Origin of the sequence: Arthrobacter sp. Bz4 (assembly GCF_003075455.1) — a bacterium.
Classification (GTDB): Bacteria; Actinomycetota; Actinomycetes; order Actinomycetales; family Micrococcaceae; genus Arthrobacter_D.
The window spans coordinates 188,183-213,052 of sequence record NZ_QDAE01000004.1 but is presented as its reverse complement, the minus strand read 5'-3'; the positions used below and the strand labels follow the sequence as shown (position 1 = coordinate 213,052).

24 protein-coding genes are annotated in these 24,870 nt (G+C 64.2%); 6 read left to right on the top strand and 18 right to left on the bottom strand.

Annotation, left to right across the window (positions count from 1 at the left end; all coding sequences use genetic code 11):
• Positions 1-80 precede the first annotated feature (80 nt).
• From DDA93_RS05435 to DDA93_RS05425, 3 genes are all read right to left on the bottom strand, one after another.
• Complete coding sequence (locus tag DDA93_RS05435) at positions 81-977, bottom strand: alpha/beta hydrolase (protein WP_024475437.1); 897 nt, start codon at positions 975-977, stop codon at positions 81-83.
• A 90-nt stretch (positions 978-1,067) separates the two neighbouring features.
• The gene (locus DDA93_RS05430) at positions 1,068-3,281 is read right to left on the bottom strand and encodes a catalase (RefSeq protein WP_116778227.1); all 2,214 of its coding nucleotides are present in this window, start codon (positions 3,279-3,281) and stop codon (positions 1,068-1,070) included.
• A gap of 93 nt (positions 3,282-3,374) precedes the next feature.
• On the bottom strand, positions 3,375-5,420 hold the full coding sequence (locus DDA93_RS05425) for an EAL domain-containing protein (RefSeq protein WP_165802575.1): 2,046 nt from the start codon (positions 5,418-5,420) through the stop codon (positions 3,375-3,377).
• Between the two features lie 189 nt (positions 5,421-5,609).
• On the opposite strand from DDA93_RS05425, the gene DDA93_RS05420 reads away from it, so the two are divergent.
• Positions 5,610-6,497, top strand: a complete 888-nt coding sequence (locus DDA93_RS05420) for a YscO family type III secretion system apparatus protein (protein WP_116778225.1) — start codon at positions 5,610-5,612, stop codon at positions 6,495-6,497.
• A gap of 95 nt (positions 6,498-6,592) precedes the next feature.
• Here DDA93_RS05420 and DDA93_RS05415 read toward each other — a convergent pair whose 3' ends face one another.
• Positions 6,593-7,531, bottom strand: a complete 939-nt coding sequence (locus tag DDA93_RS05415; RefSeq protein ID WP_116778224.1) for an NAD-dependent epimerase/dehydratase family protein — start codon at positions 7,529-7,531, stop codon at positions 6,593-6,595.
• Between the two features lie 200 nt (positions 7,532-7,731).
• Between DDA93_RS05415 and DDA93_RS05410 the strand changes: the two genes are divergently transcribed.
• A complete protein-coding gene (locus DDA93_RS05410; RefSeq protein WP_024475765.1) occupies positions 7,732-8,418 on the top strand; it encodes an aspartate/glutamate racemase family protein in 687 nt (228 codons plus the stop codon).
• Between the two features lie 469 nt (positions 8,419-8,887).
• Positions 8,888-9,256, top strand: a complete 369-nt coding sequence (locus DDA93_RS05405; RefSeq protein ID WP_019481922.1) for a hypothetical protein — start codon at positions 8,888-8,890, stop codon at positions 9,254-9,256.
• Positions 9,257-9,345: 89 nt separating this feature from the next.
• Here the strand turns inward: DDA93_RS05405 and manD are convergent, their stop codons facing one another.
• The 9 genes from manD to DDA93_RS05365 all read right to left on the bottom strand — a co-directional run bounded on the left by manD (position 9,346) and on the right by DDA93_RS05365 (position 17,432).
• Entirely contained in the window at positions 9,346-10,575 is a 1,230-nt protein-coding gene (gene manD, locus DDA93_RS05400) for a D-mannonate dehydratase ManD (RefSeq protein ID WP_024475764.1), read from the bottom strand.
• A gap of 44 nt (positions 10,576-10,619) precedes the next feature.
• Entirely contained in the window at positions 10,620-11,621 is a 1,002-nt protein-coding gene (locus DDA93_RS05395) for a sugar kinase (protein WP_279325266.1), read from the bottom strand.
• A 97-nt stretch (positions 11,622-11,718) separates the two neighbouring features.
• Positions 11,719-12,351, bottom strand: coding sequence for a bifunctional 4-hydroxy-2-oxoglutarate aldolase/2-dehydro-3-deoxy-phosphogluconate aldolase (locus DDA93_RS05390; RefSeq protein ID WP_116778222.1), 633 nt, complete (start codon positions 12,349-12,351; stop codon positions 11,719-11,721).
• Positions 12,352-12,383: 32 nt separating this feature from the next.
• Positions 12,384-13,529, bottom strand: a complete 1,146-nt coding sequence (gene dgoD / locus DDA93_RS05385; protein ID WP_116778221.1) for a galactonate dehydratase — start codon at positions 13,527-13,529, stop codon at positions 12,384-12,386.
• On the bottom strand, positions 13,519-14,043 hold the full coding sequence (locus DDA93_RS05380) for a gluconokinase (protein WP_024475761.1): 525 nt from the start codon (positions 14,041-14,043) through the stop codon (positions 13,519-13,521). The genes dgoD and DDA93_RS05380 overlap by 11 nt, the downstream gene beginning before the upstream one ends.
• Before the next feature lie 3 nt (positions 14,044-14,046).
• A complete protein-coding gene (locus DDA93_RS05375; protein ID WP_116778220.1) occupies positions 14,047-14,934 on the bottom strand; it encodes a carbohydrate ABC transporter permease in 888 nt (295 codons plus the stop codon).
• A 3-nt stretch (positions 14,935-14,937) separates the two neighbouring features.
• Positions 14,938-15,450, bottom strand: coding sequence for a sugar ABC transporter permease (locus tag DDA93_RS16710; RefSeq protein ID WP_243400521.1), 513 nt, complete (start codon positions 15,448-15,450; stop codon positions 14,938-14,940).
• Positions 15,447-15,884, bottom strand: a complete 438-nt coding sequence (locus DDA93_RS16705) for a sugar ABC transporter permease (protein WP_243400520.1) — start codon at positions 15,882-15,884, stop codon at positions 15,447-15,449. Before DDA93_RS16705 ends, DDA93_RS16710 begins: the two co-directional genes overlap by 4 nt.
• 171 nt (positions 15,885-16,055) lie before the next feature.
• A complete protein-coding gene (locus tag DDA93_RS05365) occupies positions 16,056-17,432 on the bottom strand; it encodes a sugar ABC transporter substrate-binding protein (RefSeq protein WP_243400519.1) in 1,377 nt (458 codons plus the stop codon).
• 72 nt (positions 17,433-17,504) lie between these two features.
• On the opposite strand from DDA93_RS05365, the gene DDA93_RS05360 reads away from it, so the two are divergent.
• Entirely contained in the window at positions 17,505-18,245 is a 741-nt protein-coding gene (locus DDA93_RS05360) for an FCD domain-containing protein (RefSeq protein WP_243400518.1), read from the top strand.
• Positions 18,246-18,427: 182 nt separating this feature from the next.
• Here DDA93_RS05360 and DDA93_RS16980 read toward each other — a convergent pair whose 3' ends face one another.
• Complete coding sequence (locus DDA93_RS16980) at positions 18,428-18,553, bottom strand: hypothetical protein (protein ID WP_272944171.1); 126 nt, start codon at positions 18,551-18,553, stop codon at positions 18,428-18,430.
• Between the two features lie 64 nt (positions 18,554-18,617).
• On the opposite strand from DDA93_RS16980, the gene DDA93_RS05350 reads away from it, so the two are divergent.
• Entirely contained in the window at positions 18,618-19,127 is a 510-nt protein-coding gene (locus tag DDA93_RS05350; protein ID WP_024475439.1) for a universal stress protein, read from the top strand.
• A gap of 65 nt (positions 19,128-19,192) precedes the next feature.
• On the opposite strand, the gene DDA93_RS05345 is transcribed toward DDA93_RS05350, so the two are convergent.
• Complete coding sequence (locus tag DDA93_RS05345; protein ID WP_024475438.1) at positions 19,193-20,221, bottom strand: 6-phosphofructokinase; 1,029 nt, start codon at positions 20,219-20,221, stop codon at positions 19,193-19,195.
• A gap of 216 nt (positions 20,222-20,437) precedes the next feature.
• Between DDA93_RS05345 and DDA93_RS05340 the strand changes: the two genes are divergently transcribed.
• Positions 20,438-22,366: a LuxR C-terminal-related transcriptional regulator gene (locus DDA93_RS05340; protein WP_165802574.1), complete on the top strand. Its 1,929-nt coding sequence runs from the start codon at positions 20,438-20,440 to the stop codon at positions 22,364-22,366.
• A 33-nt stretch (positions 22,367-22,399) separates the two neighbouring features.
• Here DDA93_RS05340 and dhaK read toward each other — a convergent pair whose 3' ends face one another.
• From dhaK to DDA93_RS05325, 3 genes are all read right to left on the bottom strand, one after another.
• Positions 22,400-23,395: a dihydroxyacetone kinase subunit DhaK gene (gene dhaK / locus DDA93_RS05335; RefSeq protein WP_019481909.1), complete on the bottom strand. Its 996-nt coding sequence runs from the start codon at positions 23,393-23,395 to the stop codon at positions 22,400-22,402.
• A 79-nt stretch (positions 23,396-23,474) separates the two neighbouring features.
• Positions 23,475-24,077 (bottom strand): dihydroxyacetone kinase subunit DhaL, encoded by a 603-nt coding sequence (gene dhaL, locus DDA93_RS05330; RefSeq protein ID WP_243400517.1) that lies wholly within the window; start codon positions 24,075-24,077, stop codon positions 23,475-23,477.
• Positions 24,074-24,868, bottom strand: a complete 795-nt coding sequence (locus DDA93_RS05325) for an HAD-IA family hydrolase (RefSeq protein ID WP_024477291.1) — start codon at positions 24,866-24,868, stop codon at positions 24,074-24,076. Before DDA93_RS05325 ends, dhaL begins: the two co-directional genes overlap by 4 nt.
• Between the last annotated feature and the right edge of the window lie 2 nt (positions 24,869-24,870).

Sequence of the window (24,870 nt, the reverse complement as noted above, 5' to 3'; positions counted from 1 at the left end):
CCAGGCCGCCGCGCCGTCCGGCCCTTCGGGGTCGGGCGGCGCGGTTCGTTAAGGCAGGTTCAACCCGGCGGTGTCGGCCGTTAGAGGAAGCTCAGGATCTCGTCCAATACGTCTGCCGGTGCTTCCTCGGGGAGGTAGTGGCCGGCGTCGAGCGCCCGGCCGGTCGCGTTGGGGACCATTTCGCGCCAGAGTGCGAGTGGATCGAACTGCTTGCCGACCACCCCGTGCTTCCCCCACAGCACCCGCAGCGGGGTGCTGATCTGCAGATTGCTGGCCCGGTCGTGGCGGTCATGCTCGAGGTCAATGGTCGACGACGCCCGGTAGTCCTCGCACATCGCGTGAACTGCGCCGGGCCGGGAGAGGGCAGCAACGTACTGGTCGAGAACATCCCGCGGAAAGGGGGCGAGGCCCGCATACCTGCTTCCCATCAGATTCTCGATGTAGGCGCGCGGGTTGGCCTCTATGAGCGATTCCGGCAACGGCTGCGGCTGGATGAGGAAAAACCAGTGGAAATAAGCCTCGGCAAAGGCTCTATCGGTTGCTTCATACATGTCGAGGGTGGGGGCGATGTCCAGGAGCATTGCTGCGGTCACCAGGTCCGGGTGGTCGGTGAGCAGCCGGTGGGCCACCCGTGCACCGCGGTCATGGGCGCAGACCGCAAACTGCCGGAATCCGCGCTCAGCGCCGAAATGCTGCATCAGAAGCGCCTGGTCTCGGGCCATCGTGCGCTTGCTGTAGGTCTGGTGCTCCGGATCGCTGGCCGGAATTCCCGAGGAACCATAGCCGCGCAGGTCAGGCATCACCACGGTGTAGCGCTCGGTCAGCCGGTCGGCAATCTTGTGCCACATCACGTGAGATTCGGGATGCCCGTGCAGCAGCAGCAGCGCCGGCTTGGGTTCATCCGTGGGGCGGGAGATCCTGCCCGCAATATCGACCCCGTCAACCGTCGTCACGAATTCCGTAAAAGCCTCAAACATGCAGCTACTCTAACTTCTCGGCGGAGGGGTCGGGGTTAAAGGCAACTGACCGCCGGGGTCTCTCCCAGCGGTCAGTTGCCTTTAACCTATTTACTTAGCGGGAACCGGGAAGCGGTCCCAGACCCGGTGCTTGGACAGCAGCTCGGTCAGCGTGGTGAGCACTGGCGTCGCGTCGCCGACGACGACGCCTGGCGCCTCGGGGCTGATGGCGCTTGACTGCAACACCGAGGCAACGTCGCCGACGCCGCCGATGGCCTTCGAATGCCTGAACGCCTCGGAGAGGAGCAGTGCGACACGGGGGTCGATTGTCACGCCCGGTGACCCGGCCTTAGCGTCCCGGCTATTGGCAGCGTCGTCGCTCGGGGTTGCCGCGCCGGCCACGATCAGCGCGTCGAACTCGGTGGATCGGGCGGTGAGGTAGGTCCGCTGGACCACCAGTCCGCCGTCGAGCTTGCCGCCCTTGGGAGCGATGATCAACGGAACCATTCCGGCGTCGTTGATCAGTGAGCTGAGCCTGGCGACGGCGGTGACGTCGCTGTTGGCGTCAGCGATCACACCGATGATCCGGCCCTCAACAGGCCAGGTGCCGCCGATCTGCGAAACCGTGGGGCTCGGCTCGTGATCCTCGACCTGTTCGATGGGTGCGGGTGCTGCCAGGCCGAGACCGTTGGCCACCTCGGCGCACAGACGCTCGTCGATGTTGGCGAGGTTCTGCAGCTGCCGGACGCGCAGGTTCTCTTCGTACACTTTTCCCAGTTCGAAGGTGTACGCGGAGATGACGTGATCCTGTTCCAGCGGGGTGAGGGACTTGAAGAACATCCGCACCTGGCTGAAGTGATCTTCGAACGTGGCCGGATTCTCGCGTACCTTGCGCGACGCCGGGAGTTCCTGCGGCACGTCGATGTAGGCGCTCATGTCCTCACCGGCGAGGAACGGGCAACCGCCGTCGAGCGAGTTCGGCCGGTACGGCGCCACTCCCCCATGGACTGCGGTCTGGTGCATGCCGTCGCGGAGCATGTCATTGACGGGAGCATGCGGCCGGTTGATCGGCAGCTGGGCGAAGTTTGGTCCACCGAGCCGGCTGATCTGGGTATCGATGTAGGAGAACAGCCGACCCTGCAGCAGGGGATCATTCGTGACGTCGATGCCCGGTACCAGGTGACCCGGGTGGAACGCGATCTGCTCGGTCTCAGCGAAGTAGTTGGTCGGATTTGCGTTCAGTGTCATCGTTCCGATGATCTGCACGGGAGCCAACTCTTCGGGGACAAACTTGGTGGGGTCGAGCAGGTCGATTCCCTCGAACATCTCGTCTTCGGTGTCCGGGAAGGTCTGGATGCCCAGGTCCCACTGCGGGAAGGCACCGGCCTCAATGGAATCCGCCAGGTCGCGGCGGTGGAAGTCGGGGTCCATCCCGTTGATGATCTGGGCTTCTTCCCATACCAGGGAGTGGACGCCCTGTTTCGGCTTCCAGTGGATTTTCACCAGGGTGGTTTCGCCTGCTGCGTTCTGCAGCCGGAAGGTGTGGACGCCGAAGCCTTCCATCGTCCGGTAGGAGCGGGGAATGCCGCGATCGGACATGTTCCACATGGTGTGCGCCTGCGCTTCACTGTGCAGCGAGACAAAATCCCAGAACGTGTCGTGGGCGCTTTGGGCCTGGGGGATTTCACGGTCCGGGTGCGGCTTGGCTGCGTGGACGACGTCGGGAAACTTGATCGAGTCCTGGATGAAGAACACCGGGATGTTGTTTCCCACGAGGTCGTAGGTGCCCTCATCGGTGTAGAACTTGGTGGCGAAGCCACGGGTGTCACGCACCGCGTCAGCCGAACCGCGTGAGCCGAGCACCGTGGAGAATCGCACGAAGACCGGCGTCTCGACGTCCTTGGCGAGGAAGCCAGCCTTCGTGACTCCTGCTGCGGCACCGTTGGCCACAAAGGTTCCGTGAGCGCCAGCCCCGCGGGCGTGAACGACACGCTCGGGGATGCGCTCGTGGTCGAAGTGGGTGATCTTTTCACGCAGATGGTGGTCCTGGAGCAGGACCGGCCCACGTGGACCCGCCTTGAGGGAGTGATCGGTATCGGCGACCCGGGCGCCCTGGGCAGTGGTGAGGAACCGACCGCTCTGCGAATTGACGGTCTTGGCAGCGCCGGTGGGGGTACCGGTCGGTGACACAGTCTCGGGCGCATCCTGATCAGGCTTGGGCGGGAGCGGCTCGCGAGGTTCCACCGGCTCCGCCAGGCTCGGCGCCGCAACCGACGGCGCACCAGGAATAGGGGGGTTGGTGATGGGGGAATTCTGCTCAGACATCGATTGCTCCAGACACTCGGGTAGCGCAGAGTTCCTGTCGCTACCCTGTCAGCCTACACGTAATACTAAGCAGGCTTCATATATAAGTGGGCGCTACACCGGGGTGAAAACCCCGACGGTTTCCGCTCCTTTGCGTCGGATCTGCTGCACCAGCCAGTCCATCAGCAGGCGGCCCGCCGAGGGGTGGGTGGCCTCGGGATCGTGCTGCAAAGCGTGCCAGCGCATCACATCCTCGTTGGCGGGACTGTCGTCGAGTAGCCCAGTGAGAGGACAGGCTGCCAGCGGACGCGGATGCGGCGCACCCAGCCGGGCGAACTGCCAATGGTAGGCCAACCCGCCCAGGTAGGTTCGCGGCGCACTCGGCTGCACGTCGAGGGTGAAGCCGCGCGCCCAGCCGGCAGCCTCCACGGCGGGCAGCGGCCGGGTGAGGTAGTACCCCTGCCCCAGCGGCGCGCCGAGGACGACGGCGGCCTCGGTGATCCCGAGATCCTCCAGCCCCTCAATGGCGACGTTCATTTCGAAATCACGGCCCATCTGGATGAGGGACGCAATCATGCTCAGCGTCTCCACAGGCTTCCTGCGGATCTCGGTGAGCAGCTCGCGATCCAGCTTGATGGCGCTGAAGGGGAGCACCGACAGTCGTTTCAGGCTGCTGTGGCCGGCGCCGAGGTCATCCATGGCAAGCCCGACACCGAGGCCCACGAGCTGATCCAGGGCATCGCGCTGCACCTCCCACTCCAGGGTCTGTGATTCAAGCAACTCGAGACCCAACCGGTTCGGGGCAATATTATGGCGCTCCAGAGCGTCACGCACCAGAGTGAGACAGTCCGGATTCAGGAGCGTGCTCGGGGGAAGGTTTACCGAAATGTTCGCCTTCAGCCCTTCCCCATCCCAGGTGGCGACCCAGCCGAGCGCCTGATCAAGCATCCCGACAAAGAGCAGGTCAAGCTCATTTTTGGTCAGATAGGGAAGGAACTCGCCGGGCGAAGCAATCCGCCCGTCGGCCATCCGCAGCCGGGCCAACGCCTCAAACAGGTGCACCGACCCATCTCGGAGGTCAACCACCGGTTGCATGAACGCCTCGAGCCCCCCTGAGTGCAGCCGCTCCCGGTAACTGTCGATGACGCTGCTATCCGGCCGCCCGCCGACGCCAGCCACGCCCGCTGCCAGATAATTCAGGTCGGACCCCAATCCGGCCTCCGGTTCAGCAGCAGCCAGCGTCCACCACCGGTCACGGTTGCTCTTCAACTTCTTCGACTGATACAACGCTTCATCGGCATTCCGCAGCAACGACGCCATGTCGCACCCATCGCGGGGATACAACGCGAGCCCCATGCTCATCCCCACCCTGATGCTTCTCCCATTGACGTTGAACGGCCGTTCAACCGCATCGTGCAGCGAATCCAGGATTCCAGCGAGCACTACCGGCGCCGCCGCGCGGTCAATGTCCTTCACCAGGAGAATGAATTCGTCGCCGCCCATCCGGCCGAGAAAATCGCCGTCGCGCAATATGGCCTGCATGCGCACAGCCCATTCTTTGAGGACGTGGTCCCCAGCTTCGTGGCCGAATGCGTTGTTGACGGCGCGGAAGTCGTCAAGGTCGATCATGCCTACGGCTGCCGTGACCTTGGTGTGGTCGCCCCTAGCGAACACGTCCTGGAACCGTTCGGTGAGCGCCACCCGGTTTGGCAGCCCTGTCACCTGATCATGCATCGCCTGGAACCGCAGTTGCTCGTTCAGGGCAATCCGGGTGTTGATGTCCCGTTGGACGCTGGCATAGTGGGCGACCCGACCGTCGGCGTCGCGCAGCGGGACCACGCTTAGGTCATTCCAAAATGCTGACCCGTCCTTGCGGTAGTTAAGGATTTCCCCGCGGAAGGGCTCCCCCGCGGCCAGTGCCGTCCTCATGACCCGTTTGGTCTCAGGATCAGATCCAGGCCCCTGCAGCAACCGGCAGTTCAGCCCCACCACATCCTCAGGGCTGTATCCAGTAATAGTGGTGAAGAACTGCGAGACGTGGACGATGTTCTGGCTGGCATCGGTGATTAGTGTGACCTCGGAGGTAGCTGCGTGGGCCTGCGCAAACAGCGACTCGGGTAATACCTCCCCCTCGAACCGAGGTTCCCATTTGGTCGCCATTGAACTCATCCCCTAGTGTGCTTCGTTACGCCGATGTCGCACGCCAACGAACGTTTGGCGGCCCAGTCTTACGGTGGGCGATCCGTTTCCCCAGATCAATTCCTCTAGAGGAATGGTAGCGGCAATTGTGAGAGGTAGATCACCACGGTTACATTGGGGCCAGACCCACCCGCGCTGAGGAAGGACACAGTGAGCGATCGGAAGCAATCCGAACACCCCCTGACCGAGGCTGCCGCTCACCTGTATGCCCTCCCCCTCGAAGAGTTCACCGCCGAACGCAACGCGCGGGCGAAAAGCGCCGATGACAAGCTGTTATCGGGTCAGATCAGGCGGCTCCCCAAACCTTCGATGGCAGCGTGGCTGGTCAACATGCTCGTCCAACACCGCCGGGACGCCGTTGACGAGGCCCTTGAGCTGGGGATGGCTCTGCGCAATGCCCAGGAAGAGCTAGACCAGAAACGGATGAAGGAACTCGGACAGCAGCGGCAGCGGCTACTCAGCGGGCTGGGCACGGTGGGCCTCTCGCTCGCGAAAGAACTCGGTCACGGTGTCAGCGCTGCGGTCGCAGCCGAAATGGAGCAGACGTTCCGTGCCGCCATGACCGACGCGGATGCCGCCGCCGCGGTGTCCACCGGGCGGCTCCTGCGCGTCCTGAGCGCCAGCGGCTGGGACGCCGTCGACCTCGAAGGTGCTGTGGGAGGGCCGTTTGAGCAGGCCACCACCGCCACCGGCAGGGCCGGGGTTGGGAAGATCACCGCCGGAGAGAACGGGGTCGACGAGGAGCGCATCGACAGCGCGCGCACCGCACTGGAGGACGCCGAGCGCACTCTGGCGGAGGCCGACGACGACGCCGAGGACGCGGAACGCAGGATCGACAAGTTCCAGGACCGCCGTACCGGGTTGTCCACAGAGATTGAGGACCTGCAGCACCGTCTCGCCGAGTTGAGGGCAGACCTCAAGTCACTCGATCACCAGATCGACGAGGCCGAACAGGAACAGTCGGCCGCGGTCCGCGCCGTCCGTGATGCGCAGCGCGCCGTGGACAGCGCCCGACGGCGGTTGGACAAGCTCCTCTGAGGCGGCACGGGGCGAGCCGGGATCCTTGCATCATTCGTAGTGCAGGGCCAGACTACGAGCCTCCGCCACCTACCCCACCGAAGCGGTCTCGCTCTCTAACGGCGCCCGGCAACGGATCTGTCCCGCCACCAGTTGACCGTTGCCGCCGCTGCTTCAGGCAACGGGGTGGGGGCCAGCCCCAACCGCTGCTCCGACGCTGTGGAATCCATGATGAAGGGGTGCTCCATCTGGTACAGCAGTTCCGTCAGCTCGCGCATCAAGGGCTGCACCCGTCCGAGTACCCGAACAAACCAGCCCGGCACCGCGACGACGTTGGGGGTCGGCACGCCCGCAGCCGTGGCGAAGGCGGCGACCAGTTGCCGTTGGGTGATCGCACGCAGGGTCGGCGCGTGCAACACCGTGTTCCACACCCGCTCGTCGCGGGCCGCGGTGATCAATGCGGCCGCGAGATCGGGGACGTAGGTGAAGGAATGCGGGGTGTCTGCGCTCCCGATCACGCTGATCCGCCGACCGGCAATCACCCGGGGCACCACCCGCTCACCCATCTGGGACTGCTGCACCCGGGGGCCGAAAAAGTCGGCCGAGACAACGCTCACCGTGGGGGTCGGTGATGCCTCCCGCGCCTTCAACAGGTCAGTGCGGACTCCGCGCTTACCTCCCGTCGCGTCGCGGGGACCGGCTTCGGTCATCACCTGTTCCGGCTTGCTGTAGGAGTAGAGGCTTTCGGGAAAGACGACGACGGCGCCCTCGCGTGCCGCAGCAGCCAGGATGTTTTGCTCCGACCGGGGAAGCTCCCGCCGCCAGGCGTCGGCGTTGTAGGCGGCGTGAATGCAGTGGAAGACGGCGGAGGCCCCCTCAACGGCTTTAGTCACCGCCGTCGGGTCCGACACATCCACCGGCTGCCGTTGGATCAGCTGCGAGTCGGGGCCGGTGCCGTTCCTGGTCAGTATCCGCACCCGGTGACCGGCGCCAGCGAGCAACTCGGCTACCGTCCATCCGACCGGACCAGCCCCGGTAACTACCATCTGCTCCATGCTCGTTCCTTCCAGAAGGCATTGAGGGGCGAAACTATTGGCAGGAGTTGAAGGGATTATGTCGCATTCCCAGTTCGCCGTCCATGCCCCCGAAAGCGGCAACGCCCACGGGTCTTTAGTTGCTAACCGGCGCGAAACCTCGCGTTAATCCGCCGCTGTCACCATTGAATTGACCCAACCGGCCTTCCAATGAGGAGTCAATGACACGCATCGGCCTAATCAGGGTTCTCACTTCGAGTGATCCCCGACTGTTGAACATCCACGGTCGCGCGGTCCGCGACGCGTTCGGTGTGGAAGTTGTTTCGCGAGCGGTCCACGACCAGCCGGAAGGCGTCCACGACCAGTTGACTCACGATTTCGCGTCCCCCAAGGTCATGGCTCTCGCCGCCGACCTGGCACCCCACGTTGACGGCATCATGATCAGTTGTTCCTCCGATCCCGGGCTGGAGGACGTACGCAGCCTCGTTGATATTCCGGTGGTGGGCGCCGGCTCTGCAGGGGCGGCCGCTGCCCTCGCCCTGGGCTCCCGGATTGGTGTGCTCGCGCTCAGCACAGAACCGCCGCTCGCCGTTGCCCGGGTGCTGGGTGAGCATTTGCATTCGGTTCAGGCGCCCGACGGCGTCACCCACACCCAGGATCTACTCACGCCGTCCGGGGTTTACGAAACCTATCTCGCGGCGGAGCGGCTGGTTGACGAGGGCGCCGACGTCATCCTGCAGGCGTGCACTGGGCTGACCAGCATGGGGGTCTCGCGCGAACTTCGCCGGCGGTACGGCCTACCCGTGGTCGACGCCGTCCTGGCGGCTGGGTCGGCTTTGACCCTGCAGTTGGGCAGTCCCGACGCTCGGCGCCACGCGGGCGGGGTGCTCGCCAAACTGGCCGGTTAGCCGTTGGTGTGTTCCCGTCCGCTGAGCTACCGGGGCTACTCAGGCTGCCCGGGGTGCTGGCGGCGCCCTAGCTTGGTGAGCGAGTCCCACCGCCGGGCCGCGAGACGGCGTAACTCACCGTTCGCATCCGTTGCCCGATTCTGAGTGCTCGATCGGCGGCGGCTGGGCCAGCTCACCGATTTTCCTTTGGGTGCGCTGGGGGAAGACGCCGCTGAATCGGGCTGGTCCGCTGCCGGCCCGTCGACTTTCCGATTTTTCTTCATCATCCCTTTTGACCCCCAGTTAGACCTCTGATCTGATCATAGGGGCCAACGGTGGCCTGGTAAACACCTGACGGCCCTGCCTGCATAAAGGGCGGGTAGGAATGAAGGACCGTTCGCGTATCGCCAGCCCATAATCGAGTAGTCGGCACGCGTTACATCACCGCCGTGTCCTCCTAGCCTGAAATCCCACGGGAAGACAGGACACTATGATCGACTACGCCATCGAATCTCTGCCTCTCTATTCCCCGGGGACACTCAAGGACCTGGAGCGTGAGCTCGAGAACCCTGAAGCCTGCAACGCCTTCGTCCAGATTTCGATCGGCATGTGGGATCAACGGTTCTACCGACTCAGTCGGGCCGCCGAAGATCGGGATGAGCGTCTCCTGATGGATGTCATCCTCAGTATCGAAAGCTCCAGCAGAATGCTGGGACTTCTCCAGCTCGCCGCCTTGGCGGGCGTGCTGAAAACCAGACTGAAGCATCAGGACCTGGATGGCGTAGTCGGTCTCCTACCATCCCTCGAACAGTGCGGGACGCGGAGCATGCGCGAGCTGCAAGCGGCGTACCCCGCCTAGACCGGCGGCGATCCGGGACGGAACCTCGATGGCGCGAAGGCCTGTCGAGGAACCACCGCCCGGGTCGCTGCCCCCGCACGATCGGGGATTTACCAGTCGTGAATGGTCCCGTCCTTGAGCCGGTTGAACGGCAGGTAGGCGGGGGTGTATGGATGGGCCGCTGCAGCGTCCAGATCGAGTTCGACGCCGAGTCCGGGCTGCTCGCCCGGGTGTAGGTAGCCGTCCTTGAAGGAGAAGGACTGCTGGAACACCTCGTTGGTGAGATCGCCGTGCCGCATGTACTCCTGGATGCCGAAGTTGTGGATTGCCAGGTCCAAGTGCAGGGCCGCGGCCATCCCCACCGGCGAAATGTCGGTGGGCCCGTGGATGCCTGACTTGATCTGGTATTGGGCCGCATAGTCGAGGATTTTCTTCATCGCGCTGATTCCCCCGGTGTGGGTGACTGCCGAGCGAACGTAGTCAATCAGCTGCTCGCGGATCAGGGTCTGGTAATCGAACACGGTGTTGAACACCTCCCCGATGGCCAGCGGCGTGGTGGTGTGCTGCCGGACCAGCCGCAGCGCATCCTGGTTCTCCGCCGGGGTGCAGTCCTCCAGCCAGAACAGGTCGTACGGTTCCAGCGACTTGCCCAGGCGGGCCGCCTCGATCGGCGTCATCCGGTGGTGGCCGTCGTGCAGTAGCGGCAGTTCTGGTCCGAACTCGTTGCGCACCGCCTCGAACACGGTGGGGATGTGCCTCAGGTAGGCGCGGGTGTCCCAGTCCTCCTCGGCGGGAAGGGCCGCGCGCTGCGCCGGCTCGTAGTCGTAGCGGGTTCCACCGGCACTCGGCTGGGCTGCCACCCCGTACACGGCATCGATGCCCGGCACGGCGGTCTGGATCCGGATCGCCTTGTATCCCAGCTCAAGGTGTTCCCGGACGGAGTCGAGGATCTCGGGGATGTCCCGCCCGCTGGCGTGGCCGTAGGCACGGATGCCGTCCCGTGACGCGCCGCCGAGCAGTTGGTACAGCGGCATGCCAGCGGCTTTGGCTTTGATATCCCAGAGCGCGACGTCGACGGCCGCGATCGCCGCCATGGTCACCGGCCCCCGGCGCCAGTACGCTCCGCGGTAGAGGAACTGCCAGGTGTCCTCAATCCGGTGCGCGTCCCGTCCAATCAGCAGCGGCACCACGTGGTGTTCCAGATACGCAGCGGCGGCCAGCTCGCGCCCATTCAGCGTGGCGTCGCCAAGCCCGGTCAGGCCGTCCTCGGTGGTGATCTGGAGAGTGACGAAGTTCCGATCCGGACTCGACACGATCACTTCTGCGCTCTTGATTTTCACTTACGTCTCCTTGCTACGAACTTCAGATAAATGAACCAGACTGACTAGCGGATGGTGCTGCCTGCCGATTGGTCGGCCAGGGCAAGTTCGCTGCGATACGGCAGGTTCTCCCAGTCGCCCGACCCGGAAACAGCAAACGCGCCGAGCGTCGCCCCGCGCAGCAGTCGCCCGGCGGTTGGCTCCCCATCGAGCAACGCTGAGAGATACCCTGCCGTGAACGCGTCACCGGCCCCCACCGTGTCCACCACCGGTACCGGGATCGCGCTCTGGTGCACCGGCCGCTCCCCCGCGGTGAAGGTCGAGGCACCAGCCGCACCGCGCTTAACGACGACGTCTCGCACCCCGCGCACGTGCAGGCCCGCCACGGCTTCGGCTTCCGAAACGCTGGGGGCCACGAGGGCCAGTTCGTCGTCGGAAGCGATGACGATGTCGGCCAGGTCAACCAGCGGGCCAAGCACCGCCGAAGCCTCGGAGACGGCCCACAGTTTCGACCGATAGTTGACGTCGAAGCTCACCAGGATGCCCCGGCGTTTCGCTTCACCCGCCGCCCACAGGGTGGCTTCAGCCGCAGACACGGAGAGTGCGGGGGTAATCCCGGTGAGGTGCAGGACCCGCGGGTTGCCTTCCAGCGCCGCCCGCAAGTCATCGCTGCAGAGCGCCGAGCCGGCCGAATTCGCCCGGTAGTAGGCGGCCCGCGACACCTCAGCGATCCGCCGTTCCAGCAGCATCAGGCCGGTGGGGCGCCTGGGGTCGACGACGACGCCGTCGGTCACCACGGCCTCGGCGCGCAGGGTCCGCAATGCGAAGGTCCCCACTTCGTCGGCTCCGAGCCTGCCCACCCAGCTCACCCGGTGGCCGAGCCGGGCGAGCCCGATCGCGACGTTGGTTTCAGCGCCGCCGAGCGACATGGTCATCGCGCCCCCGGCACGCAGCAAGCCCGCAGCCCGGATCGACGCCATGGTTTCGCCGAAGGTGACTACCTCAATTTTTAAGGTGCATGCATTGCATGCATTGCATGCACTTTCACATTCGGATTGTGCCTGCAATGCCTGCAATGCATGCACGTTTCCCGAGGACTACCTCCCACCGCTCCTTCACTAGGAACCGGGCTACTCCCCGCTGGCCCCCTGTCAGCATCCGCACTCATCCGGCGACCGCCGCCGCGAGCTCCAGGTACCGCCGGGCACGCTGCCGCAGTTCGGTCAGGTCCCCGCCCGACGCCGAGTCCCCCACCAGCGGTGAACCGACGCCGACGGCAACGGCGCCGCGGGCGAGGTAATCGGCGGCTGCTGCCTCGTCCACTCCGCCGACCGGCACAAACGGGATGGCCGGGAACGGGTCCCGCAGGGCCGAGAGGAAGCGGGGCCCGCCAAGTGAGGCGGGGAAGAGTTTGATCGCAGTGGCGCCCTGGTCCATTGCCGAGTACACCTCGGTGGGGGTCAGTGCGCCGGCAATGACCGGCAGCTGGAGCCTGACGCCTGCGGCGACTGATGCGGAGACCGCCGGAGTCACGAGGAACTGTCCACCGGCAGCGGCGACCTGCTCGGCGTCGTCGGCGGTCAGGACCGTACCGGCCCCGACGGTCGCCCGGTCTCCCACCTCCTGACGCACCGCGGCAATGACGTCGACGGCGCCGGGGGTGTTCAGCGACACCTCGAGGTAGCGGACCCCCTCGTCGACCAGGGCTACGGCGGCACGGATTGAGGCATCCCGGTCGGTACCGCGGATGATGGCCAGCAAGCGGGAGCTGCTGAGTCCGTCAAGAAAGTCAGACATGGGTGGTCCTTTCGTAGGGCTGGAAGGCCGGTTTACCACTCGGCGTAGGAGCCGTCGTCGTGCCGCCACACGGGTGAACGCCAGGCGTGGCCGCTCTTGTCTGCCCGCCGGACGGCTGCTTCATCGATTTCGATGCCCAGACCCGGACCGGTGAGGCGCTCCACGTGGCCGTCCACGAACTTCAGCGGGGTCTTGTCGAGGACATAGTCGAGCACTTCGGCGCCCTGGTTGTAGTGGATGCCGATGCTCTGTTCCTGGATCAGGAAGTTGGTGGTCGCGAAGCCCACCTGGAGGCAGGCGGCGAGCGCCAGCGGACCCAGCGGGCAGTGCGGCGCGAGCTGGACGTCGTAGACCTCGGCAAGGGAGGCGATTTTGCGGACCTCGGTGATGCCACCGGCATGCGAGAGATCCGGTTGCGCGACGGCGATGCCCGCCTGCAACACCGGGAGGAATTCCTGCCGGTTGTAGAGCCGCTCCCCGGTCGCGATGGGGATGCTCGTGGAACTGGTCAGCCCACCGATCAGGTGCGAATTCTCCGGCACCGTCGGCTCCTCCAGGAAGAAGGGGTGCAACGGTTCCAGCAGCGGTGCAACCCGCCGCGTGTTGGCAAGGGTGAACCGCCCATGGAAGTCGACGGCCACGTCCCGGTGCGGGCCGAGCACCTCGCGGGCAGCGGCGACGCGCTCCACCACGGCGTCGATCTCCGCGACGCTGCCAAGCGGGCTCATCCGACCGCTGGCATTCATCTTCACTGCGGTCAGTCCCACCTCAAGCTGGGCGGAGATGGAGTCAGCCACCTCGGCGGGTTCGTCGCCGCCCACCCAGCCGTACATCCTGATCCGGTCGCGGACATGCCCGCCGAGCAACTGGTGCACTGGCACGCCGAGCGATTTCCCGGCAATGTCCCACAGTGCCTGGTCCAACCCGGCGACGGCGCTGGCCAGGATGGCACCGCCACGATAGAAGGAGCCCTTCGTCATGACCTGCCAGTGGTCCTCGATCCGGAGCGGGTCGGCGCCGATCAGCAACTCGGAGAGCTGCTCGACGGCGGTCCGCACCGTCTCGGAGCGACCCTCCACCACCGGCTCGCCCCAGCCGACAATGCCGCGGTCAGTTTCCACCCTGACGAACAGCCACCGTGGTGGGACGAGGAAGGTTTCGATCCTACTAATGCGCATGAATGTTGCTTTCGGAGAGGTACGCGACAATGTGGTCAACCATTGCCTGTGGTGGGAGGGACAGGTCGACGGTCAGGCCGCGTTCGTCGTCGCCCAGGGTCTGCAGGCTCTCGTACTGGGAGGCAAGCAGCGACGGCGGCATGTACTCGTGTTCCCGCTCGGAGATCCGTGCGGCCACCAGTTCAATGGTGCCGTGCGGGTGCACGACCACCAGTTCTGGGACGTGACCGCGGAGCAGGTCCCGGTACGCGAGTTTGAGAGCCGAACAGGCGACGACGACGCCGGCTTTCCGGCCTTCGGCGAGCACCTCACCGACGGTGTGTAGCCAGGGAAGCCGGTTGTCGTCGGTGAGGGGCGTCCCTGCGGCCATCAGGGTTTTGTTGTCCACCGGGTGCAGATCATCACCGTCAACGAAAGCGACGCCGAGGCGTTCAGCGAGCAGCGACCCGATGGTGCTTTTGCCAGAACCCTGCACCCCCATGACCACGATTGGCGGGGTTTTTGAGTCTGCCATGACCTAGCCTTTGGTCGCGCCGGCGGTCAGGCCGGAAACGATGTACTTCTGGGTGAACAGCGCGATCACCATGATCGGGATAGTGACCACCACGGAAGCGGCCATCAGGCCTCCCCAGTCGATGCTGGCGTAGGCCACGAAGTTGAAGATGGCCACGGGCAGCGTCTTCGTCTCGGCGCCGGAGAGCACCAGGGCGAACATGAAGTTGTTCCACGAGAAGATGAAGGACAGGATTCCGGCCGTTGCCACGCCGCCGATGGACAGGGGCAGGGTGATCCGCAGGAAGGCGCCGATGTGGGTGAGTCCATCCACCCGGGCCGCTTCCTCGAGCTCAAGGGGCATCGAATCGTAGTAGGACATCATGATGTACACGATCAGTGGCAGGGCCACGAACATGTGCGAGAGGATCAGCACCCCGTATCCGCCCACCAGGGACAGGTTGGAGAATACGTAGTACCAGGGCACCAGCAGGCTCACGCCCGGGATGATGCGGGCCATCAGGACTACCAGCGCTGAACGGCGCATCGCGAACCGGCTCATGGAGTAGGCCGCCGGGACGCCGATGATCAGGGATAGCGCCGTCGACGCGAACGCCACCCAGAAGCTGTTGAACACGAACGAGAAGTAGTTGTTGCGGCCCAGCACCGTTTCGTAGTTGGCGGTGGTGGGGGTGAAGATCAGGGTTTTGCTGGCGTCGTAGATGTCGACGTTGGTCTTCAGCGAGGCCAGGAACATCCAGACCAGCGGGGCGATGAACGCGAGCACCACGAGGGTCAGGGCGACAACGCGGAAGATCTTGTAGCCCTGCCGGCGAAGTGGTTTCTTCCGGCGCGCGGGAATGCCGGTGGGCTTGGTGCTGCCCTGGCTGAGGTTGGGGGCGATCGTGCTCATGAGCTACACGTCCTTCCGGCGCCGGGTCAGAACCCACATGGCCGCGATGATGATGAGGAAGAAAAGGATCAGGACGGTTGAGGACAACCCGTAGTCGTTGTAGTCGAAGCTAAGCCCGTAGGCGTAGATATTCAGCGTCTCCACCTCGTTGAAGGATCCACCGCCGCGCCCCTTGGTGGCGTACAGCAGGTCGAAGGTTTTGAGCGCGTCGATGCTGCGCAGGAGGACCGCCACAATGATGGTCGGCATCAGCAGGGGGACGGTGACGTAGCGGAACCGCTGCCACGCGTTGGCGCCGTCGATCCGGGCCGCCTCGTCCGGCTCCTCGGAGAGGGAGGTAAGGCCGGCGAGCAGGATGATGACCACCATGGGGGTCCACTGCCAGATGTCGATGAAAATCACTGTGGGTAGCGCGGTCGCCTGACCGGAGAGCCAGGGCTGGGGCGGAATGCCCACAAAGCCGAGCACCTGGTTGGCGAACCCGATGTTGGGGTCGAAGATCAGCCGCCACATCATCCGACGGCGACCGGGGTGGCGACCAGGGGCAGGAGGATTGCCACCCGGACCCATTTTTCGCCCTTGAACGGGCGCCACAGCAGGAGTGCGATGCACATGCCCAGGATCATCTGGACGGCGAGCGCCACAAAGGTGAAGGCGAAGGTGCGTCCGACGGCGGGCCAGAAGCGTTCAGTGTCGGTGAGCACTTCGGCGTAGTTGGCGAAACCGATGAACTCGGATTCGGCGCGGACCGACCCTGAGGAGTCGGTCAGGCTCAGGTACATGGTCCAGCCGAGCGGGAAGATGATGAGGATGCCGACGAAGATCATGGCCGGCGCCGCGAACAGCCACTTCCGGTGGTTGTTCGCCCAGTCGGAGTAGGCCTTGTAATGGGTGTTTCCCGGCCTGCGGTCCTTCGGCGGGTTGATCCTCGGTGGGGAGGCGACAGTCATGGTCAACGTCCTTGGTGCGCTAATGGCAATGGTTGCAAAGGTGGTGGGTGGAGCGCGTCAGGGTGCGGCGGCCGGCCGGTCAGCGGGCCCGGTGGTTGCGCCGCCCAGCGGAGGTTGTCTCCGCCGGGCGGCGCCGCATCGCAGGGCGGCTGCGGGAGCCGCCGTCGAACGCTATTCGCGTTCGTCGTCCAGGAAGGCCTGGAAGGATTCGCTCGCTGCATCAGCTGCCGCGTCTACGTCGCCGCCGGTGATGCCGATGACGATCGGATCGCCCACCACTTCACGGGCTTCAGCCACGTTGATCACGAGCGGGCGATCGTAGCCGACGCCGTTTTCGGCGCTGGCCTCGATGGCCGCAACGAGGTCCTCGGGATAGGTCGCAGTGCCTTCAGGGTCGGCCCAGACCGATGTGCGGGGACCGGGGACGCCTGCCTGCTGGATTTCGAGAACCATTTCCTTGCTGGTGGCCCATTCGAGGAACTTCCAGGCGTTGTCCTGGTTCTTCGATGCCTCGTTAATGCCGAGGCCCCACGATGGTACGTTGTAGGGCTTGGATCCGGCAGGACCTGCAGGCAGTGGGGCGAAGCCGACATTCTCGGCAACCTGCGAGTTCGCGGGGTCGGTGGCGTTCTGATAGAGGCTGTCTGCCTCGGTGTAGAAGGCTGCACCGCCCTGGGTGAAGATGGCCATGGCTTCGGGCCAGCTCATGTCGGTGCTGACATTCTCTGGACCATATTCGTTGATCATGCGGCCGTAGTAATCGTAGGCTTCCTTGGCTTCCGGTGAGGCGATGGCTGAGTTGCCTTCCTCATCGATGAAGTCGCCGCCGAAGCTGTAGAGGAAGCTGGAGAACTGGGTGACGGCCGGTGACTTGCCGGTGCGGGCGACGAAGCCTGCGACGTCGGGGTTCTCTTCGCTGATCTGCTTCGCGGCGGCTTCCAGCTCTTCGAGAGTCTCCGGGACCTCGAGGCCTGCAGCCTCGAGGAGGTCGGTGCGGTAGTACAGCACCTCGCGCTCGGTGATGGTTGGGACGCCAACCACCTTGTCCTCAAACGTGGTGGAGTCGACGGGGCCGCTCTGGAAGTCTGACCATTCCCACTCGGGGTTAGATTCGACGCGTTCCGTCAGATCGGCCAAGTAGCCGTTCTGAGCAAACAGCTTGCCCTCCTGCAGTGGCCGGTACATCATCACGTCGATCTCATCGGTGCCGGCGTTGAGCTGCACGTTGTACTGGGCCGATAGCTGGTCTTCGCCGAGCTGCGTGAGTTCGACGGTCAGGCCCGTTTCTTCTTCGAATTCGGGAATTGCTTCAATGATGGTATCGGTCCACACATGGTTGGCGAGGGTAACCCGCAGAGTGTCGGAGGCTTCGTCGCCGCCACCGCCTCCGCCGCATGCCGCAAGGGTTCCACCCAGTAAGGCCGTGACCGCCAGTCCGGCTACCCGCATAGTTTTACGCTGCACTGTTGCTCCAGTTCTCTTCGTTGAGGACACCCGCAATAGCCGGGGCCAGGAGTAGATGATCGGTTTACATCTGCTAATAGCCACGATAGTAGTGACAAAGATCATACTTATGCAACCCCGTCACTCGAATGGGATGCTCTTGATACGCTTCACTTCATGCAGCCAACTGATCCCCATACCCCCGGTGTCATGCCCTCTGGCCTGCATGCGTCAGTGGTTGACCAGATGGGACTGGCCATCGGAGCCGGCGAATGGGCCGCCGGATCGGTGATGCGGATCGAAGAGCTCGAGGAGCGCTACGGCGTCTCCCGCTCGGTCATCCGCGAGGTGCTGCGTGTCCTAGCCTCCATGGGAATGGTCGAATCACGACGGCGGGTGGGCGTCCAGGTGCTGCCCCCCACCGAATGGAACCTCTACGACCGCCAGGTCATCAGGTGGCGCCTTGCCTCCCCGGGGCGGGTCGCCCAGCTCCGCTCATTGACCGAGTTGCGCACGGCAGTGGAGCCGCAGGCCGCCCGGCTGGCAGCACTGCGGGCGCCGCTGGCCGACGCCAGCGAGCTCATGGGACTGGCCGGAAAGCTGTGGGCCGCCGGGCAGGACGGCGACACTGAACTGTTCCTGACCCTCGACATCCAGTTCCACCGCCTGGTGCTATCCAGCTCCGGGAACGAGATGTTCGGGAAGCTCAACTCCCTCGTCGCCGAGGTTCTGACCGGGCGAACCCACTATGGCCTCATGCCCGAGCACCCGCACGACGAAGCACTGCAACTGCACGTCGACGTCGCCAGCGCCATCCAGCGCGGCAACCCGGTCGATGCCCACCACTCAATGCTCGCCATCATGGAACGTGCCATGACCGAAATGAGCACGCTCTGGGATGAAGCAGCGCACAAATAGGATCAGCCAAAAGAAACTGATGCGCTGGCCGCGGAGGATTCGCCTCAGCTCGAACACACTGGCTCCCTCAGAGTGGGTGCACCTCTGACCGGCGTTGGAGCCGTCCCCGTACATGGCCCTGTACCCGGCAGACCCAGTGAACACCGGCACCCCGAGGGCGTCGCGCTCTCCGGCCGAGTTCCCTACCTGACCGCTGGCGACGTCGTCACGATCGCATCGAAGGCCTCGGCGAGCTGGTTCAGCGTATGGTCGCCGCCCCCGACCACTCCGTATAAGCCTTGAATATTGGCGGCTGTTTCCCTGCGCATAGGGGCTTACGCGGCGTAAAATTGGGGTACCCGGAAGTGGTCCTGCGAGCCAAGGAGAGCTGTGATGGAACGAACCCCAGAGGATCCTCATGTAGTGGTGGGCGTCGACGGCTCGGAGCCTTCGATCCTCGCCCTGAGGCTGGCCGCGAAACTCGCCCCGGCCCTTGGCGCTGAAGTCCACGCCGTTGCCTGTTGGGACTATCCAAGGATGTACGAGGAGTACCTCCTCCCCGACATGACCATCTTCGGAAAGGGTGCCCAGAAACGCCTCGATGAGGCTATTCACGAGGCGTTTGGAGACGAGACGCCGCCTGGATTCACCAGCACCATCATCCGCGGTCATCCGTCGACCGTGCTGGTCGAGGCGGCCGCGAGGGCACAGATGCTGGTGGTCGGCAGGCGGGGTCACGGCGGCCTCCGCGGCCTGCACCTGGGATCCGTGAGCAACGCGTGTGTCGCGCGTGCCGTCTGCCCGGTAGTCGTGGTGCACGACGACGGAAAAGCCGAACCACACCACCGCTGGCGTGACCGCTACCGCGAGAACCGTCCCCTTGAGCCCTATGACCTGATCTGATCTGGCAGGAACATTAGGTGCCAGAGGCGAACCGTTCCCGCAATCGCGCCGTTCAGACCAACCGATCAGCCGAAAAACGTTGTTGCTTCGTCATAGCGTGACTGCGGGACAGTCTTGAGTTGCGCCACCGACTCTCCTAGGTCTACCCGCACGATGTCAGTGCCGCGGAGGGCAACCATGGTGCCCCACGCGCCGTCGTGAACGGCGTCTACTGCTGCCATGCCCAGCCGGGTGGCGAGCACCCGATCTGACGCACTCGGCGCACCACCCCGCTGGATGTGCCCGAGAGTTGTGGACCGCGTTTCAATCCCGGTTCGTTGCTCGATGATGGGTGCGAGCCTTTCACCAATACCACCCAGCCTGGGTCGATTGAAGGCATCAAGTCCGCGTTCCGAGTGGGGGTGGTTCATCTCCGCCGAGACAAATCCCTCGGCCACAACCACCAGCGGGGTTCTTCCCCGGTGAAACGGCTTCGCCACCCACTCGCAAATCTCCTCCATGCTGGGCTGCTGTTCCGGGATGAGAATCGCGTGGGCACTCGTGGCCATGCCCGCGTGTAGCGCGATCCAGCCAACATGGCGTCCCATCACCTCCGCAATCATGCACCGATGATGCGATTCGCCGGTGGTACTCAGCCTGTCGATCGCCTCGGTCGCGATCTGCACCGCAGTGTCGAAGCCAAACGAATAGTCGGTCGCGGACAGGTCGTTATCCACCGTTTTGGGGACACCGATGATCCGCACACCATCATCACTGAGGATTTTAGCGGCGGCGAGGGTTCCCTCACCGCCAATTACAATCAGCGCATCCACCCCGAGGGAACGAAGGTTCGCTTCGATGTGCTGCACGCCGCTGCCATCGCCGAACGGGCTGGTGCGGGAAGTGCCAAGAATTGTTCCGCCCTGTTTGGCAATACCGCGAACGCTCATCCAATCCAGGATGATCGAATTGTTTTCAACCAACCCCCGCCAGCCGTCGATGTAGCCGACGAATTCGTCGCCATGGTTCCGGATCCCCCGGAGCACGCAGGACCGGATCACAGCGTTCAACCCCGGGCAATCTCCGCCGCTGGTCAGAATTCCAATCCGAGCCATTACTCTTCTCCAGCCATCGTTTCGCCCTGTCCGGGACCCTTGTTTTGCCTACCTCAACGCAACCATCAATCCACTGGACCTGCCATGAGGGCTTACCCGCCGTCCCCATGGGGGATAACCAGCACGCATAGTGATTTAATGCATAAACCGATGGTGTGCTGCACAGGTGTCCGGTCCCACGGAGATTCAACGCGCATTTCGTCAGAGAGGACGGAAATGACTGATTCCTGGCTGGGGCCTGACCCACTAATGCATGGCACGCTGCAGGTGGATAGCGCGCAAAAGCGGTTGGACACTGTCGCGGAACTGGCACGTGACCTCGCCGGACGATTTGAGCTTCAACCGCTCCTGGAACGGATTTTGGGGCATGCCGCACTGCTGCTTGGCTGCGAATCGGGTTCCCTCTCCCTAGTCAACGAAGCGAGCGGGACCTACGCCAAAAAAGTCGATTTCGGCGTGGGCTGCCAGGAAGGGCAAACCTTCTCGCTAGAGGAAGGAATCACCGGCCTGGTGGTGCGGGATCGCTCCACGGTGATCCTCCGGACCTACAGTCAAGTGTCGAAGGGCCATATCTCCCCAGAAGATCCCCGGTGGAACTGCGCGGTCATTGGGGTACCCATCCAGTGGGATGCACGCGTCATCGGGACCTGCATCATCTTCGGCGCCGATCCGCAGCGCGTGTTTACTCCCGATGACGCCGCGTTGGCTGAGCTCTTCGCCAGCCACGCAGCGATCGCGTTGAAAAATTCAGAATTGCACGCCATCGCTTCTGAACGCGAGCAGGAGGCCGCCATCGGAGTGGAACGGGAGCGGGCGGTGCGGGACGTTCACGAGACCATCGGCCGGTCCCTGGCCACCCTGCTTCTCAGTCTTGATGATGCGGACAAAGCGGTCCGGCGGGACGGCCTGGAAGCCGCCGCAACCCGGCACATCGGAACCGCCCGTAATATCGCCCATGATGCCCTGGCCGAAACGCGCCGCACAATCCTGGGGATGGGCCCGGCGTCCCTCGCGGGCCGGGACCTCGACGTGGCAGTCGCGGCCGAACTGACCTGGGCCGAATCGATGAGCGCTGCGGAGACGCAACTCACCGTCATCGGGTCTCCCCGCGCGCTTGCCCCGGAGATCGCTCACCAGGCGTTCAAGATCATCCAGGAGGCGCTGGGCAATGTGGTCACACACTCGAGGGCGACGAGCGTTCGGGTGGGATTGGTCTATGAGAGTGATTCGCTAGCTGTCCTGGTGGAAGACAACGGGCGGGGATTTGATCTGGCTACCACCCACGGGGACCACTCAGCCCTGCCCACGGGATGCCTTGGCCTGCATGGGATGACCTCGCGTGCGGTCCATCTGGGAGGTGACCTGCACATCGACACGATGCCCGGGTGGGGTACCAAGGTGAGGGCCACCCTGCCCGACAAGGTGCCGGAGCGGGGCGAGCGCCCCCAGCCGCGGTGGAAGGTGCTGATCGCCAACGACAAACCCCTCATCAGCGCTGGCTTGGTCAGGCTACTACAGATCAGCGAGCCAGCAGTTCAGGTAGCGGCCGAAGTCAGCTCTTCAGGGCAACTGCTGGACGCATACGAACTACTCCGCCCCGACGTCCTGGTGGTTGATCTGGACATGGTCCAGGAAACCGATACGGGACTACTCACGGAGGTCAGGAAACTCGATCCACAGGCCGCCATCGTGGTCCTCACGGATAATCCCACGGTGGACCAGGTGCGGTCAGCCAAACAAGCTGGCGTGCGAGGATTCATCAACCGCAAAGCGGGAGGAGAGGCGATTGCGCGGGTGATCGTCGCGGCTGGTCAGGGGCAGGCGCTGGTGGAGGGCGAGCTTTTCGATTCCCTCATGGCTGCCGCCCCGGAGGACACCACGCTGGACAGTTTCACGGTGCGCGAGCGGCAGGTGCGCGACATGGTGCTACAGGGCATGGCGGACAAACAGATCGCGCGCCAGCTGCAGATCTCCGCAAAGACCGTTGAAAAACACGTTGGATCCCTGCTCCGCAAGACCGGAGCCCGCAACCGGACCATGCTGGTCAGCATGAGCGGCGTCGAGCCGTCCCAGCCCACGCCCGACGTAGGTGCGGCCCCCGGTATCCGCCGGGGGCCGCACCTAGGATCAAGGTCCGCATCCTGAAATGCGATCCAGATAAACCTCACAACCTGTTGGCTAGAACACCCGCATCGCAATCTCGGCGGGATCGTTCAGCAGCGACTCAATCTCGTCGTCCAGCCGGACGAGCGTGATCGAGGCGCCAGCCATGTCCAATGACGTGCAGTATTCGCCCACATAGCTGCGCCCGACGGTGATTCCCTTGGCGGCCAACTGCTTGTGGGCCTGCCCGTAGAGCAGATACAGCTCGCTGATCGGGGTGCCCCCGAGGCCGTTCACCATCAGGGCCACGCGGTCGCCGTCCTTGAACGGCAGGTCGCTAACCACCGGCTCAAGAATTTCGTCAACGATGTCATTGGCGGGCATCATCTTGGCCCGACGCCGGCCCGGCTCACCGTGGATGCCTACCCCCACCTCGATCTCGTCCTCGCCTAGTTCGAAGAGCGGGCTTCCCTTCGCTGGCGGTGTGCAGGCGGTCAGTGCCACACCCATGGTACGGGTCACCGAGTTCACCTTCTCGCCGATCCGGATCACCTCGTCAAGGTCCGCGCCGCGCTCGGCCGCGGCAGCCACCGCCTTGATCACGAAGAAGTTTCCCGCGACTCCACGCCGGCCGATGGTGTAGGTGGAGTCCTGCACCGAGACGTCGTCGTCAATGAACAGCGTCTTCACGTTCACGCCTTCGGCGGCGGCCATCTCCTGGGCCATGTCGAAGACCATTCTGTCGCCGGTGTAGTTATTTACCAGCAGCAGCACGCCCTTTGGGGAGGCAAGTAGCTTGGTGGTTTCGAAGACGTAGTCGAACGGGGGCGCAGCGAACACGTCACCCGGGCAGGCGGCGTCGAGCATCCCCTTGCCTACAGCCATCACGTGGGCCGGCTCGTGGCCGGAACCAGATCCCTGAACGATGGACACCCTATTCTCGTTGGGGCTATCGGACCGCATGATGAGGTTGTATTCCGGCACATACCTCAGCGTCTCAGGATTGGCCAGTGCCAATCCCTCGAGCATTTCCGGAACAAACTGCTTGGGATCATTGACAAACTTTTTCATCTGGGCTCCACATCGTTGTGTTGAATTGAAGGTCAAGGAACGGGCTAACGTGCTGCCCATTCGTCGGTCAGTCGTTCGATCATGATGCTATTGCCACCGCACCGGCGTCGGGCGAGCCGATGCTCCTTTTTCCGCTGTAGCTGGCCCGGCCCCGCCTGGCTTCCAGGGAACTGGTGGCGTCGGCTGCGGCCCGGGCGGTGTCGCAGAAGACTTTGAGGCAGCCGGCGGCGTCAGTTCCCTTGCTGAGTTCGCGTTCCAGCTCGTCGGTCGCCGGGACAATCGCGTCGAGGAGAGTCTTGTCCCCGAGCTCGGCATTTCCCCGCGCCTTGATGCCGTCGGTTGCACCGCGTAGCATCGCGACGACCGTGGCGCCGTCCATGGTCCCCGATGCCTTTGCTGCGGCGGACGCCCGCAGAAAGGCCGTCCCCCACAGAGGGCCGGAGGTTCCGCCAATTCGGCTGGAGATGGCCAGCGCAATCTGCTGCAGAAAAGTGGCAGGGTCGTCGCGCTTGAAGGTATCCCAGTCGGTCAGGACCTTTTCGAAGCCGCGAGCCAATGAGTAGCCCAGGTCGCCGTCGCCGACGACTGCGTCAAGGTCACCAAATTCCTGCTCCTTCTCCACAGCCGTATGCGCAATGGAGCGGACCACAAATTCGACGTTCTCAAGGTCGGTGGATGTCATGATGCCTCCGGGTGGGTTGTGACGGACGGTGAATCCAGTAGCTGTTGGAGAGTTGAGAGGGAGACGACGTCATCCACCTCAACGCCGAGCGGGCTGGCGAGCACCTCGGCGGACTCACCAGGGTCCCCGAGCGAAGTGACCACCAGGGACGCCCCGGTGAAATCTTCGGAGCGCGTGAAACTGCTGACGGTGACCACTGTGCGGAGGCCAGCGGCCACTGCCGCGCGGAGTCCGTTTGAGCTGTCCTCGACCACCACGACGTCGTCGGTGCTGAGGCCGAGGTCCTCAAGTGCGAGCAGATAAATGTCGGGCGCCGGTTTCTTGCGCGGCACCACGTCCCCTGCGAAGACGGCGAAATGGGCGGCGAGCTCCTTCCCGACGGCGTGGGTGAGCACCGCCCGAACCGCGGGTTCCGCGGAGGTGGAGGCGACAGCAAGGCCCCAACCGGCGTCGTGCGCCTCCTGAACCAACCGGGCGATTCCACGCCGTGCGGGCATGACGCCTCCGTCCACCAAATCCGTATAGATGGCGGTTTTGCGTTTGTGCCAGGCGAGAATCGCCGTGTCCTTCGCGTCGTCGTCGTGCAGCCCAAGCTGACTGCTCACGTCGTCGGTGAGAATGCTTCGCATGCGTTCCTTGCCGCCGCCAATCTTCACCTTTTCCGCATAGTCATCGACGCTCCAGTGCACAGGTACCGAAAATTCCTCGAAGGTGCGGTTGAAGGCCGGGAGGTGGCCAAATTGTTCGGTGTCCGCGAGCACACCGTCGCAGTCAAAAATCAAGGTGGGCATGA